The sequence below is a fragment of the Lacinutrix sp. Hel_I_90 genome (assembly GCF_000934685.1).
Lineage (GTDB): Bacteria > Bacteroidota > Bacteroidia > Flavobacteriales > Flavobacteriaceae > Lacinutrix.
On the sequence record NZ_JYNQ01000001.1, the window covers coordinates 2,411,402 to 2,425,844 of the forward strand.

Consider the following 14,443-nt stretch of genomic DNA (forward strand, 5'->3'; position numbering starts at 1 on the left):
AAAAAATTGTAGAGAGAAAACTAGTCTTGGTATTCTTTTTTTAACTTTTTAATATCTAAGAGCAGCGAATCTATCGCTCTAGGGTTTGTGCCATCATAAAACCCGCGAATTTGACGTTTCTTATCGATAAGCATAAAGTTTTCGGTATGGATCATATCATATTGGTCACCGTTGCCAACAGATTTTACGGCTAAATAACTTTTTCTCGCTAGGGCGTAGATTTGTTTTTTGTCGCCTGTTACCAGGTTCCATTTTTTGTCATTTACACCTTTGCGCACTGCGTATTTTTTTAATTGAGCCACACTATCAATAACAGGAGTTACAGAATGTGAGAGTAACATTACTTCATTATCGTCAAGGAGTGTTTGTTGTATCTTATACATGTGATCTGTCATAATCGGACAAATCGTCGGACAGGTCGTGAAAAAGAAATCGGCGACATATATTTTGTCTTTATAATCGTCTTGGGTAATGGTTTTACCGTTTTGATTCGTGAGACTAAAATCGGCAATTTTATGATATTTTTTTACATGCTGAATCGTGCTATCGACCAGAGTGGTTTCAACGTTAGCCGGATTATATATAGGTAAGGGTTTTTCAACCTTTAATATAGAATAGAAAATAGAAATAATGACGGCCGAAAGTATTAAAAAGCCAATGGCGAAGTATTTATAATCTTTAAAAAAGGAAAGCATGTGTTTTGGGTGTATTCTTTTAAAGTACAAAAATACAACGGAAACTAATCGTTTCTAAATGTTTTGGCGCATAATTTGCTATAACATCGAAAAGCAAAGAATAACTGGTGTAATAGCTTTTTAAACTAAGTCTAAATACTTACTTTTGGGCGTTATAAAAATAAAAATTATAAATGAGTGTATTTTTAATAAAAGGAGCCCAATTACTTTTAAGTTTATCTATACTAGTCATTCTCCATGAACTAGGTCACTTTATACCAGCAAAATTATTTAAAACACGGGTAGAAAAATTCTATTTGTTTTTTGATGTAAAATTTTCACTATTTAAAAAGAAAATAGGAGATACAGTCTATGGTATTGGTTGGTTGCCTCTAGGTGGGTATGTTAAGATATCTGGAATGATTGATGAAAGTATGGATACTGAGGCTATGGCTCAACCACCACAACCTTGGGAATTCAGATCGAAACCAACATGGCAGCGATTAATTATCATGCTTGGTGGTGTGATTGTCAATTTCATTTTAGCTTTTGTATTATACATGATGATCCTTTTTGTATGGGGAAAAGACTATAGGGCTGCAGAGGATGTTGTGTTTGGTTATGGTGTGACTAAAACAATGGAACAATATGGTTTCCAACAAGGCGATAAAATTTTATCTATAAATGGCATTTCTCATGCCGAAGCAGATAACGTAAATACCTATTTAATGTTTCGTGATACTGAAAGTGTTACGGTTAAACATCAAGATGGTACTATAGAAACGCTAACCTTTCCTGAAGATATCGGCACTCAACTGTTTGAGGCAGGGGATTATCCAGCATTAACTGAGAGATACCCCTTTAAAATTGATTCTATTGTGCCGCAATCACCAGCTGAGAAGGCGGGCTTGTTGGTTGGAGATAAAATAGTGTCTATAGATGATAGAAAGGTTGAATACATGACAGACTTCAGTTATGGATTACATAATAAATCTGCTGAGAGTGTGACCTTGGAAGTTGTAAGGAACGGTGCTAATGAAATTTTAGAAGTTCAACCTAATGATAAAAATGAAATAGGAATTGTTTATAATCCTATCACTGACGCTTTTCCAGAATTAAGACACAAAGATTATTCTATTGGAGAAAGTATTACAGGAGGAATGTCTGAAGGCTATTGGAAAGTAAAAGACTACCTAGCCCAGTTTCAATACATTTTCACCAAGAAGGGTGCTTCACAAATTGGCGGTTTTGCTGCTATTGGTCAATTATTTCCTCCAGCATGGGATTGGCAATCTTTTTGGGCGTTAACGGCCTTTTTGTCCATTATGTTAGGGGTGCTTAACTTACTGCCAATACCGGCACTAGACGGTGGGCACGTTATGTTTTTACTATATGAAATGGTTACAGGACGTAAGCCAGGAGATAAATTTATGGAGTATGCTCAAATGATAGGCTTCTTTATTTTAATTGCTTTAGTGCTGTTTGCCAACGGAAACGATATTTTTAAAGCAATTTTTAGATAAAAAAATTAATTATTGTTTTGTAGAAACTAAAAAACAATATATATTTGCGCTCGCAACAGCGAAAACACTCCTCCTTAGCTCAGTTGGTTAGAGCATCTGACTGTTAATCAGAGGGTCCTTAGTTCGAGCCTAAGAGGAGGAGCAAGTTTAGAGAAGCCACTAGAAATAGTGGCTTTTTTTAATTATAAGCAGATAGCTTTACCCTATATGTCGCAAGCATTAAATCCTTACAAATTAGTTAAAACTTACAGGTTCAATTTTGGTAAGGTGGATTTTTACGAGAATTTTTTAGTTACCGAAATTAGTGAAGGCTTCTGTTTTGATATTGAAGAGGCGCTCAAAATTTCTGAACTCGTTACTTTACACTTTCGAGACAAGCCCTTTGCTTATATTTCAAATAGAGTGAACTCGTACTCCTTAATTCCCATGAATTATTTGAAAATAAAAGAGGTGTTTCCAACAATAGCAGTGTTCGCTGCTGTCACCTACACCGTTATACAAGAAAACATGATAGAAGTTGAAAATAATTTTCTTAATGGGTTTTTAAAGAATTTTAATTCTATGGAGGAGGCTGTTGCTTGGTGCCAATCTAAACTCTAGTTTTAAGTTCTTAATTTTTAATGTATCAAGAAAGTAATACCCTTTCGTGAAAAACGAAAACAATGGTTTTAGAGGTATTACAGCCTAAACTAATAGCGCACGCAAAAAAATCTCCTAGCCAATTAAGGTTATCAATAGGTTTTAATCAGACCAAAGCACTAATCTTTCGTAAAAGAGGACAAGGACACCATTTTTTTGAAATCATTTTTAAAATGGGGTTTTCAAACCCTACTTATTAAAGATTCAGCCATTGTTTAAACTCGGCTGCCTTGTTTTTGCTAATAATAATATCGACTTCAGAATCAGGATTAATTAATATTTTTAGTTGATTGTTACCATAGCGAACAATCTTATCAATGGCCGAAATGGCAATGATGAATTGTCGATTTGCTCTAAAAAAATAAGCGTTGTCTAAATTAGAGAATAATTCATCTAAGCTTGAGTTTGATGTAGAGCGCTTACCATCAAAACAGACAACATAGGTAATCGTGTTTTCCATATAAATATAAGCAATGTCCTGGGTAGCTATAGATAAAAGCTCATTTCTTATATAGGTCAGAATTCTCTTTTTCGCCAAGTTCTCAGTATCGTCATCTTTTAAAGGTGATGCAATCACTTTTTGCTGATATACACCAACAGCTCTGTTTAACTTTGAAAGATTAATGACCTCGTCAGAAAGTTTTTCGTTTTTTACCTCAAGCTTTTTTTCATAAGTGCTGCCAATCAATCTTACTGTTGCAACGGAAGTGAGAATGAGTACAAATCCCATAACAAGCAGAATGTTTTGAAAATTATTACGGAGCACTTTAATCTGTTGTGAAACTCTATGTGTGTTGGCGTGGGCAGCAACGATCCAATCTGTGTTTTCAACAGGGTAAAGATACACTACTTCCGAATTTGGTTTACTACCCCTAATATCGCGTGTTTCCAAACTGTCTTCAGCCTTTAGCAACAATTCGTATAAATCTTTTGAGGTTAGCTCATCTGAAATGGATGACACAAAAGATTCTTTAGTACTTATTTGTTGCCCTAATTGTTTTATATCTGGGTGACATATAATTTTACCTGACCAATCAAACAGACTAACAAAACCAGACTCTGGGTTCAAATTTTCAATACTCCGCTGTGTGCCTGAAATGATTGTTTCCTTAGAAATACCATTCTGAAATTGATTACCAATTAATAAGGCTACTTGTCGTGCCTCACGCTTACTGAATTCCAATTGGGTTTCAAGAACACCATCAGCTGCAACCTTGACAAAATATCTAATGGATACAGTTGAGATAACTAAGAAAATTAGAGAAATCGATAAAAAAGTTAGTAAGTACAGTCTGTCTTTACGCATGTTCATTATTAATGATGAAACGAATATACAAAATATAAGCAAGTATAATTACTTCGAAATGAAGTGAGCCGTTTCGCCTAAAACGCTTTAAGGTTAAAATTTCCCTGTCAAGATTAATTATTCCCTTTCACCCAGTTTTCTGCTTTATCAATCCTTTGAATACAATTACTTTGTGCCATAGACAAGTCGCATCAATAGGTCTATAAATAAGTATTAAAGAATATAAAACATAACACAAAATGAAGGCAAGTAAACTAATTTTTTCATCAGTATTAGCACTTTTAATTTTTAGCTGTAGCTATGATAGCGAAAGTGACTTGATTGAAGTTACGAACGAGACAGGGCAAATTAATAACCCTGATAATAATGGCTCTGGGATTACAGTGAATTATATAAATAACATTAAGTCTATAATGCAAAGCAGTTGTATTGGTTGTCATTCAAGTCCACCTGTAAACGGAGCACCTTTTGCTTTAATAAACTTTAGTCAAGTTAGTCAACAATCTGGGTCTATATTGAATGTTATGAGGAGTCAGAGCGGCTCAGCTGGTGCCATGCCTCCATCTGGAAGACTACCTCAGGCTACTATAGATTTAGTACAAGAATGGATAAACAATGGGAAACCAGAAAATTAGACAATCATGAAAAAAACGGATAGGATTATAGTTTTTGTCTTAGGTGCATGGGTTTTCATTCAGGTCTTCCTACTAACGATAAGCCTTTTTCCTAAGTAAAATTAGTCAGATAAACAAACCAACGAGCGCGCGTCTTAAACGTCATTAGTGGCATTGACTCGGCTGTTGATATGTCTTCATTAGAACTACCTCAGGCAACCATAGATTTTTGACTACAACAGTGGAGAAACAATGGGAAACCAGAGAATTAATAACAACAAAAAAAATTAGATCATTATGAAAAAAACAAATTGTATTCTATCACTTGTATTATTGATAGTCTTATCGTCAATAGGGTCAGCTCAAGCACAGTCAAAGTATATTGATAAAAATGGTACACTAACCTTTGAGGCTTCAGAAGAACTTTTTGAAGAAGTAAAAGCTACCAACGCATCGGTAACTGCGATTTTAAACATCGACACAAATGAAATTGCCTCATTAGGCCTCGTTAAAGGTTTTCGATTTAAGAATGCTTTAATGGAAGAGCATTTCAATGAAAACTATATCGAATCGGAAACCTATCCGAAGGCTACTTTTAGAGGAAAATTATTGGATTTCAACTTTTCGGATTTGTCGGAAAACATGACAGATATCGCCGTTGATGGGAAATTAGAATTGCATGGAAAAGAAAAAGAAATTCGTACTACCCTAAAGATTAAGAAATCCGGTGATTCAATAATCATTCAGGGGTCATTCAACGTGACTCCTGATGATTTTGATATTGAAATTCCAAACATTGTAAAAAACAAAATAGCCAAAGAAATAAATGTGTCTTTGGCTTTTAAACTGAGTCAAAAATGAAGAAAAAGCAAGTAATAATTCTAACACTGTTTCTCGCCATACTTATAGCTGGTCTGGTTTACAATTATACATTTAATAGTAAACATAGAAACATTGTCAATGAAGAAGCGACCATAACCTTATCTGCTAATGAACTTCATTCTTATTTTTTAAATAATGAGTCATTGGCCACGACTAATTATTTGGATAAAGTAATTGCTGTTAGCGGTAAAATTACTTCTGTGGAAACAAACAATGTCGCTTTAAGTGATAAAATACAGGTAAGTTTTATTTCTGAAGGGGTTCTGAAATACAAAGAGCAAGAGTCAATTTCAATTAAAGGATGATGCGTTGGTTATGACGAGCTTCTTGAAATGGTTAAAATTGATCAAGCAGTAGTAATTAATAAAGAAAACTGAAATAAAACAGCCATGTTTACACTTTAATTCTATAGAGTGATCATAATTTGGAAGTTCTTTCTAACAATTAAAAAACAATAAATATTTAACAGATGAAATATGTATATCTATTAATTTTTCTAATACCAATAGTGCTTCTTGCACAAAACGATTTGTTATCTGAAATAAGTAGTGAGGTAGAAGAGGACTATAAAAGCGCTGCTTTTAAGGGGCTAAAGATTGTAAATTTTGAATCAACAAAAATGGTGTCAGCTAATGAGATGTATTTCGTTGTTTCTCATAGATTTGGGTCTATTGAAACTGGATTCAAAGATTTCTTTGGTCTTGATCAAGCAGTGACCAGACTTAATCTTATATATGGAATATCAGATGGCATCAACATAGGTGTGTCACGAAGTTCGTTCAGAAAAATTTATGAATCTTCTTTGAAGATGAGGTTGATACGAGAAAAAAAAGGAGGGTTCCCTTTTACGGTTGTAAGCTCAAATAATATTTTGATTAACACGTCTCTGGATGATCAAATATTACCTGGTTTAAAATTCAAAAATCGATTGGGCTATACTATGCAACTACTCCTCTCAAAAAAGTTCAATAAGGATTTTTCATTGCAGCTAATGCCTACTTTTTTTCACGATAATTATGTGGACATTGATGAGCAGCATAATTCTCAGTATGTTATTGGTATAGGTGGGCGACACAAATTGACTAAAAGATGGTCAATCAATCTTGATTATGGTTTACACATGAACAGAGCAGAGTACTCACCATTTGTAAATCCGCTTTCGATAGGTTTTGATCTAGAGACAGGTGGTCATGTATTTCAACTCCATTTTACAAATGCCCAACCCATGAATACAAATGGGTTTTTAGGTCAAGCAACAGGAGATTGGGGTAAAGGAGATATTTTCTTTGGATTTAATCTATCAAGAGTGTTTTAAATATGTTAGTAGAAAAAAATAAAGCGACAATGGCGAGAATAGAACTACAACATCACTTTTGTGAGGGGTGCTCTTTTTGTATTAAAAAAGAACTACAGAAAATTAGTAACTTAAGTAATATTAGGTTTTACCCAAAAGAATCAATAGTCACGTTCAATTTTATCAAAGCTAATGCGCTTTCTAATGCCTTGAATGCTTTATCTGAAATAGGATATCCTGAAAAAGGAGAACGCATTAATACAGAACGATTTTCTAAATCATTCTGTCGTTGCTAAAAAGTGAGTTGTTTTAGGTTTGATTTTAATTTTTAAGGTAAGGACCCTCTTCGGAGGGTCTTTTCTTTTTAACACCCTCTTGCGTTAAAGACGACGAAAATATAATGCATAATAAATAGCTACAGTGGTTTAATTGAAAAAAGCACAAACAACCTCGAAATAGTGCTCATTGAATAAAACCTCAATCGCGTCTAATAACACTAAGATGAAACGTCTTAAATAGGCTAATCGTTTATTAAATAGGTATTCCCTTTTAAAGCTAGTTTTTCGTCTTCACCAACATTTATAGGGTATAATGCGCAAAGCATAGTGTTCTTTGTATTGTTAATTATAAAAAGAATAACAATGAAAAACTTAAGTTACCTGCTCGTTTTTATCTGCACTTTAAATATTGCTTTCGCATCAGATCATTTAAAAAAGGACAAATTAGAAAATACTACAACCGTTGTTAGTCATGATGTTTTTTTTGATACAGATAAGTACCAAATTACTACGGAAGAGTTTTCAAGGTTATTAGCTTTTATCAAGGCTTCTGAAAAATTAGATATCAAAAGAATCACTATTATTGGTTACTGTGACGATAGAGGAAGTAATGAATACAACAAAACCTTATCTAATAAAAGAGCAAACGTTATTAGGGTTATTATTGCCAATTACAGAAACAGCTTAAAAAAACCAGAGGTTGTTAATACTATTGGTAAAGGAGAAATAATATTATCTACTTCAGAAACATCATTATTTAATGAATTAAGAAGTTTAAATAGAAAAGTAACTGTTGTTATGGCTCCTAAAAAATTAATAGCAGATTCTTTTTATGGTGAAGATTTAAGAAAAGGAGATTTAATAAACTTAAAAAAGTTAAACTTTGAAAGAGGATTACGTTATCTAACTCCAGAATCTACAGAGACATTAAAAGAACTCGCAAATTACTTAACAAAACGGACAGATTTATTTTTCACCATTAATGGTCATGTTTGTTGTACAAAAAATGGAAGAGAATCAAGAGATAAAGAAACGGGGAAAATTAATTTAAGCTTAGTAAGAGCAAAGTACATTCGTGATTACTTAGTAAAAGCGGGTGTAGATGCTAAAAGAATCCGTTACCAAGGTTTAAAAGGATACTATAATTTAGGTGGAGAGGCTAGTGAAGATCGCCGCGTAGAATTGTTAATAAGACATATTTCTGAGTAGGGTTATTTTAGTAGGGTATCCTATTTTTCAAACCGCATCGTCACGATGCGGTATTTTTATTGTTTATAGAGCATCCAAATAGGCAGTATGCCATCTTCTAACTAGTCCTTGCCTACTTCAAAAAGGTTACATAACACGAAGTAGATGTTTTTTATTTCCGAAACACTATACTATAATTTTCGCGAGTAAGCGAGGTTTCCATTTAATAGGGTCTTTCTTTTTTTAGGAAAGTTCTCCTAGTAAAGTTACCGTATAAAATAGCTTACAAATTATCCAGTTCATTCGCACTTGCTTTTGTAGTTATAATACTTCTAAAACCAAACCTTGATGTCTATAAAAGGTTGGGTGTTTCACTAACGCCATAATAAAAAGGCACGAAATCTGGTGAAATCAAGTAAAACCCTTGCAACGCTCTCTTAATGTCAATCATCTATAACAACATGCGTATGGAAAGTTTTAATAATGGTACGCTTTTAACAAATAAGCATTCCCTTTTAAAGCTTGATTTTCCGCTTCGCCAAAATTTATAAGGTAAAACGCCCAAAGCATAGTGTTCTTTGCGCTATTAATTATAAATAAATAACAATGAAAAATTTTTTTCTTTTAGCTATTAGTGTATTAGTGTTCAGTTGCAGCACAGACGATTACAGTGATCCCAACCCAGAACCTAATGTGCTGAACTCAGTACGACTCCGTTCAGACACCACATTTGGAAATGTACTTACAGATACTGATGGGTTCACCCTTTACTTTTTTGCGCCAGATGCCAAAGGCGAAGCCAATTGTCTTGGCGGCTGTGCTAATGCTTGGCCATCATTTTTTGCAGAAAACCTTACACTTGATGCCGGTCTAAACTCAGCTGACTTTAGTAGCATCACTCGTACCGATGGCCAAAGCCAAACCACATACAAGGGATGGCCACTTTACAAATTCTCGAACGATAACGAAGCAGGACAAATTAATGGTGATGGTGCTAATGGCGTATGGTTTGTGGCTAAGCCTGATTACTCAGTGATGTTAGTGCGTTCCCAATTGGTAGGTAGAGATAGTAATGGTAACGAGACCAACTTGAATAGCGCTTTCGAACCAGGTGATGAGCAAACCTTTTATATTACTGACGATTGGGGAAACACGCTTTACCACTTTTCAAATGATGAAAACGGAAACAATAATTTTACTGCTTCTGATTTTTCAAACAACGCGGTATGGCCTATCTTTCACACGCAACTGCAAAAAGTACCAAGTGCATTAAATAGTAATGGTTTTGGTACTATAGATGTATTTGGTGAGCCTCAGTTAACCTACAAAGGCTGGCCACTTTACAATTTTGGAGGCGATAATAATAGAGGGGATAATTTTGGCGTAGGCTTTCCAGTAGCAGGTGTCTGGCCTATTTTAAATCTTGATACTGAGATAGCACCTCAAGAGGTTAATCAACCTGATCAAATATTTGAGGTTACAAATGTTGGAGCATCTGCTTATCTATTTGATTTTACTACTGTTGAGAACCCAGAATTGGAATTAACAAGAGGTAAAACATATGAATTTAATGTTAATTCACCTGGTCATCCGTTCTATATAAAATCTATTGAGAGCACAGGTACTAACAATGCATTTAACAATGGGGTGACCAATAATGGAACTTCTAATGGAACCCTTATGTTTACCGTACCAAATAATGCACCGGATATTTTATTTTATAATTGTGAATTTCATGGGTCTATGACTGGAAGAATTAGAATTGTAGATGAAGATGATACCAGATCTTTCCAGGTAGGTAATAATGGGGCAACTTCTTATGTCTTTAGTGGAGACGGATTTAATACAGTTGAAAACGCCAATTTTACTTTTAAGAGAGGTAAAACCTATACCTTTAATGTTACCACACCTGGTCATCCTTTTATTATCAAATCTGTTCAAGGAACAGGAACGGGTAACGCTTATAATAATGGTGTAACTAATAATGGTGCCTCTGCCGATTTAATAACGTTTCAGGTGCCTCAAAATGCGCCGGATACATTATTTTATAATTGTGAGTTCCATGGGTCTATGACAGGAATTATAACGATAATAGACTAGAGTATTAGTTTTTTGGTTTTTGGATTTGATTCCCAAGGCATTTTGCTATCTTGGGAATTAAATTTTTTCAATCTAAATCGAAAGGTATAGAATATCAAGTAGTAAATTTGAATGGTAATGCAAAAACCAACAACTAATATAAGAAAACGATTGGTTCTTTCAAAAGCGCTAATACTCTTAGGAAGCCTAACTGTTATACTAGGTTTAAATAGCTGTAAAGATAATTCAGATCAAATGGTTAATGACCAAAAATCTGTTAAGCAGTTTAATGTCGAGAAACTTATTGAAGAACTTAGTTTCAATACATCAGATGTTAAAGAAAGTATTGTTTCGGTAGAAGGTTTTGTTGAAGAGGTTAATTATCTAAATAACCGGGAGACCATTGTTTTAAAAGGAAAAGAAAATATTAATAAATCCGTTATATGTGATATGCAAAAAGGTCAAACTGTTATCCTTGAGAATTTAGTGCTAGGCCAAGCTGTTACAGTAAAAGGTGTTTTGAAAGGCTCATTAAAAGATGTTATCCTGTTAAATTGTATAATCACCAAACAAAAAACCAATGACTAGATCTTTTTTGGTATTGTTCTTAATTTTGAACTTTAGTTCGATTGAAGAACCTAAAAAAATAATTGCAAGACAAGGGCAGGTTTCTTTTTTTTCATATACATCCGTAGAAAATATAAAGGCCGAGAATAATCAGGTGTTGAGTATTATCAATTTTGAAGATGGGGACATTGCGATAAGTATGCTTATGAATACCTTTGTTTTTGAAAAGGCTTTGATGAAAGAACACTTTAATGAGAGTTATATCGAATCTGATATCTACCCAAAAGCAACTTTTGAAGGAAAGATATTAGAATTTGATCCAAATAAAGAAGGTGAGCAAACCAGAATGGTTAAGGGCACTTTTTATATGCACGGTGTTTCCCAAGAACTCACGGTAAAGACTAAAATTGAGAATTCTGGAGGGACGTATATTCTTTCAGGTAGTTTTGAAGCTTTGGTTAAGGACTATAACATAAATATCCCACCATTATTGGCAGGTAATATTGCAAAAAGTATTTCAATTAACTTTAGATTCGAATATCGACCTTATGAAAACTAAAAAGATACTATTCACCTGTTTTTTACTTTTAGGCTGTGTTCACTTTTCTAAATCCCAGAACCTTTTGGAGATTTTAGAAAATGAACAACAGGACTCCTTAGGGTATTTGCCTGCTACATTTAAAATGACTAGAATAGCATTTGGACATTCAACCGAGGTAAGAAGTAAAGGGATTTTAGAGATTTTTACGGCTAACCGTTTTTGGAATTTACCAACAGAAAAATCTCAGAGTTTTGCGGCAGATAAAATGAGTACACGAATTGCACTGGAATATGGTTTGTTAGATCGTTTGTCTGTAGGGTTTGGAGGAACAACCTTTGATGGGCTTTTTGATGGCTATTTAAAATATAAATTGCTAGCACAAAAAAAAGGCATAAAAACCACGCCTTTGAACATTACACTCTTTCAAAGTTCGAGTTACAATAGTAGTTCTATAGTAAACCCAGAAATTAAAGATGATTTTTCTGATCGGTTATCTTTTACCTCTCAAGTATTGATTTCAAGAAAAATATCGTCGGATTTTTCATTTCAAATCGCACCAACATATGTACATAGAGGGCTTAAACTTTCTGAGGAGGATCAACAAGATTTTTTTGCGTTAGGTATCGGAGCGCGCTATAAAATAGGTAGTCATCTTTCGGTAGTCTCTGAATACTATAAAACGTTTAATCCCATAGAATCATTTGATACTTATGGCCCTTTTGCACTAGGTGTAAATTGGGAAATTGGTGATGTTTTACTTCAATTCATGCTTACGAATGCGGTAAATATGGTAGAAGATGCTTTTATCACGCAAACCCGTAACAACTTTAACTTCAAGAATCCTAATCTCCATTTTGGTTTTAACGCAACGTACGTGATTCACTTTAAAAATAAATTGAAGTAAGCGTAAATTTCAGTCTAAAATCTGAAAAGAAGATTAAAAAAAAATGTTTTAATGTTTAACAAAATTCAGCGTTTATGCTAACGCCATCTAGTTTTTAAAATAATACGATTTATTAGTAGAGTATTGGAAGAACAAGTTATAAATGTGATTTAGTTGTGAAGCTCAGATTTTTTATTTGTACGTTTTAATTTAATATGTTTCAAGCCCCAAAGAAATATAATCTCAACAAGACCTACACCTTTACTTTCGGTAAGGTTTATTTTTATCATAATAGTTACCGTATAAGCCATATCAAAAATCTAAACATGCCTTTTAGGTCCTTAATTTTCCGTTTTCAATATAAAAGCAATATTTTCATGCTCAAATTAAAAACAGTTCATGGATCGCGACCTACTCATTACGCAACTAAAAGAAACAGCCTTATTCGATTTTGTTATTATTGGAGGAGGAGCTAGTGGTCTCGGTATTGCTGTAGATGCCGCTTCACGAGGGTATAAAACAGGGCTTTTTGAAAGTGTTGATTTTGCAAAAGGAACCTCTAGTCGCAGCACAAAATTAATACATGGTGGTGTGCGTTATCTTGCGCAAGGCAATATAGCCCTCGTGATGGAGGCTTTAAAGGAACGTGGCTTATTGTTAAAAAACGCAAGACATTTATTTAAAAATCAGATGTTTATTATTCCAAATTATAAATGGTGGCAAGGTTTGTACTATGCTTTTGGACTTAAGGTTTACGATGTGCTTTCTGGTCGATTGAGTTTGGGGAAATCTAGACTTATTGGTAAAGAAAAAACTCAAATTACGATTCCTGTTTTAAAGACTAAAAACCTTCAAAATGGTGTGTCTTATCAGGATGGACAGTTTGATGATTCGCGTTTAGCATTAAATTTAGCGCAAACGGCATTACGGCATCATGCTGTTGTTTTAAATTATTTTAAAGTCGTCGATTTGCTAAAAGATGAGGCTAATAAAGTCTGCGGTGTTAAAGTTTTAGATATTGAAACGAACAGAATACACGACATAAAATCTAAAGTGGTCATTAACGCAACAGGTGTTTTTGCGAATACGATTTTAAAACTTAACGGAAGAGAACGTGAGCCCTTAAAAATTGTACCAAGTCAAGGCATTCATTTAGTTTTAGACGCTTCTTTTTTGCAAAGTGACACGGCAATTATGATTCCAAAAACGAGTGATGGTCGTGTGTTATTCATTATTCCCTGGCATGGAAAAGTAGTGGTAGGAACAACAGACACGCCAAACGTAAAACCTAAATATGAACCTAAACCACTAACAGAAGAAATTGAATTTATTCTAACTACATGTAAAACCTATTTAAGGAAGGCGCCAGAGCGAAAAGATGTCTTATCTGTTTTTGTTGGACTGCGGCCCTTGGTTGCGCCATCAGGCGACAAAAGTGTCACGAAAGAAATTTCCCGAGGGCACAAAATTATAGTGTCGGAAACCGGACTACTATCCTTGGTTGGTGGTAAATGGACAACCTATCGTAAAATGGCAGAAGATACAGTAGACAAAGCCATAGTAGAGCACCAATTAGAAGCCAAGCCTTGTGTTACTGAACATTTGTCGCTCTTCGGAAATGTTTCTGAAAATGCTTTAAAATCTCCAAGCCATCGTTATGTCTACGGCAGCGATTTGCTTACTTTAGAAACTTTAGAAAAAAAAGTAAAAGGTTCTGCTGAAAAACTGCACCCCAAGTATGATTATACAGTTTCCGAAGTTATTTTCGCGATTACGAATGAAATGGCAAGAACGGTAGAAGATATTTTAGCACGACGGATACGTTTACTCTTTTTAGATGCACAAGCCGCCATAGATGTGGCACCAAAGGTTGCAGGTATTTTAGCAGAAATACTTCAAAAAGACCTAACATGGGCTAAAGAAAAAGCGGACGAATTTATAGTCTTAGCCAAAGGCTATTTAATAGAACAGTAAG

15 protein-coding genes and 1 tRNA gene are annotated in these 14,443 nt (G+C 34.2%); 14 read left to right on the plus strand and 2 right to left on the minus strand.

The annotated features are described in order from the left end of the window. Positions 1–20: 20 nt before the first annotated feature. Positions 21–695 (minus strand): SCO family protein, encoded by a 675-nt coding sequence (locus GQ46_RS10640; protein ID WP_044401595.1) that lies wholly within the window; start codon positions 693–695, stop codon positions 21–23. Positions 696–868: 173 nt separating this feature from the next. Between GQ46_RS10640 and rseP the strand changes: the two genes are divergently transcribed. The 3 genes from rseP (at position 869) to GQ46_RS17170 (ending at position 2,797) form a co-directional block, all read left to right on the plus strand. Continuing rightward, complete coding sequence (gene rseP / locus GQ46_RS10645) at positions 869–2,197, plus strand: RIP metalloprotease RseP (RefSeq protein WP_044401598.1); 1,329 nt, start codon at positions 869–871, stop codon at positions 2,195–2,197. Positions 2,198–2,265: 68 nt separating this feature from the next. Continuing rightward, positions 2,266–2,339 (plus strand) — tRNA-Asn (locus GQ46_RS10650). Positions 2,340–2,404: 65 nt separating this feature from the next. Then, positions 2,405–2,797 (plus strand): hypothetical protein, encoded by a 393-nt coding sequence (locus GQ46_RS17170; RefSeq protein WP_052503456.1) that lies wholly within the window; start codon positions 2,405–2,407, stop codon positions 2,795–2,797. Positions 2,798–3,032: 235 nt separating this feature from the next. On the opposite strand, the gene GQ46_RS10660 is transcribed toward GQ46_RS17170, so the two are convergent. After that, the gene (locus tag GQ46_RS10660) at positions 3,033–4,142 is read right to left on the minus strand and encodes a LytTR family transcriptional regulator (RefSeq protein ID WP_044404909.1); all 1,110 of its coding nucleotides are present in this window, start codon (positions 4,140–4,142) and stop codon (positions 3,033–3,035) included. A 239-nt stretch (positions 4,143–4,381) separates the two neighbouring features. Between GQ46_RS10660 and GQ46_RS10665 the strand changes: the two genes are divergently transcribed. The 11 genes from GQ46_RS10665 (at position 4,382) to GQ46_RS10715 (ending at position 14,442) form a co-directional block, all read left to right on the plus strand. Next, positions 4,382–4,777 carry a hypothetical protein gene (locus tag GQ46_RS10665; protein WP_044401601.1) on the plus strand — a complete coding sequence of 132 codons (396 nt, stop codon included), beginning with the start codon at positions 4,382–4,384 and terminating at the stop codon, positions 4,775–4,777. 276 nt (positions 4,778–5,053) lie between these two features. After that, positions 5,054–5,617 carry a YceI family protein gene (locus GQ46_RS10670; protein ID WP_044401605.1) on the plus strand — a complete coding sequence of 188 codons (564 nt, stop codon included), beginning with the start codon at positions 5,054–5,056 and terminating at the stop codon, positions 5,615–5,617. After that, a complete protein-coding gene (locus GQ46_RS10675; RefSeq protein ID WP_044401608.1) occupies positions 5,614–5,943 on the plus strand; it encodes a hypothetical protein in 330 nt (109 codons plus the stop codon). The genes GQ46_RS10670 and GQ46_RS10675 overlap by 4 nt, the downstream gene beginning before the upstream one ends. A gap of 164 nt (positions 5,944–6,107) precedes the next feature. Then, a complete protein-coding gene (locus tag GQ46_RS10680; RefSeq protein WP_044401611.1) occupies positions 6,108–6,953 on the plus strand; it encodes a DUF5777 family beta-barrel protein in 846 nt (281 codons plus the stop codon). A gap of 2 nt (positions 6,954–6,955) precedes the next feature. Beyond that, positions 6,956–7,228, plus strand: coding sequence for a hypothetical protein (locus GQ46_RS10685; protein ID WP_044401614.1), 273 nt, complete (start codon positions 6,956–6,958; stop codon positions 7,226–7,228). Positions 7,229–7,573: 345 nt separating this feature from the next. Then, positions 7,574–8,419: an OmpA family protein gene (locus GQ46_RS10690; RefSeq protein WP_052503457.1), complete on the plus strand. Its 846-nt coding sequence runs from the start codon at positions 7,574–7,576 to the stop codon at positions 8,417–8,419. Between the two features lie 585 nt (positions 8,420–9,004). Next, positions 9,005–10,498 (plus strand): hypothetical protein, encoded by a 1,494-nt coding sequence (locus tag GQ46_RS17995; protein WP_231567350.1) that lies wholly within the window; start codon positions 9,005–9,007, stop codon positions 10,496–10,498. 117 nt (positions 10,499–10,615) lie between these two features. Further along, complete coding sequence (locus GQ46_RS10700) at positions 10,616–11,065, plus strand: hypothetical protein (RefSeq protein ID WP_044401617.1); 450 nt, start codon at positions 10,616–10,618, stop codon at positions 11,063–11,065. After that, positions 11,058–11,603: a YceI family protein gene (locus GQ46_RS10705; RefSeq protein ID WP_044401620.1), complete on the plus strand. Its 546-nt coding sequence runs from the start codon at positions 11,058–11,060 to the stop codon at positions 11,601–11,603. The genes GQ46_RS10700 and GQ46_RS10705 overlap by 8 nt, the downstream gene beginning before the upstream one ends. Continuing rightward, the gene (locus GQ46_RS10710; RefSeq protein WP_044401623.1) at positions 11,593–12,489 is read left to right on the plus strand and encodes a DUF5777 family beta-barrel protein; all 897 of its coding nucleotides are present in this window, start codon (positions 11,593–11,595) and stop codon (positions 12,487–12,489) included. Before GQ46_RS10705 ends, GQ46_RS10710 begins: the two co-directional genes overlap by 11 nt. Before the next feature lie 378 nt (positions 12,490–12,867). Next, entirely contained in the window at positions 12,868–14,442 is a 1,575-nt protein-coding gene (locus tag GQ46_RS10715; RefSeq protein WP_044401626.1) for a glycerol-3-phosphate dehydrogenase/oxidase, read from the plus strand. Position 14,443: the final 1 nt, after the last annotated feature.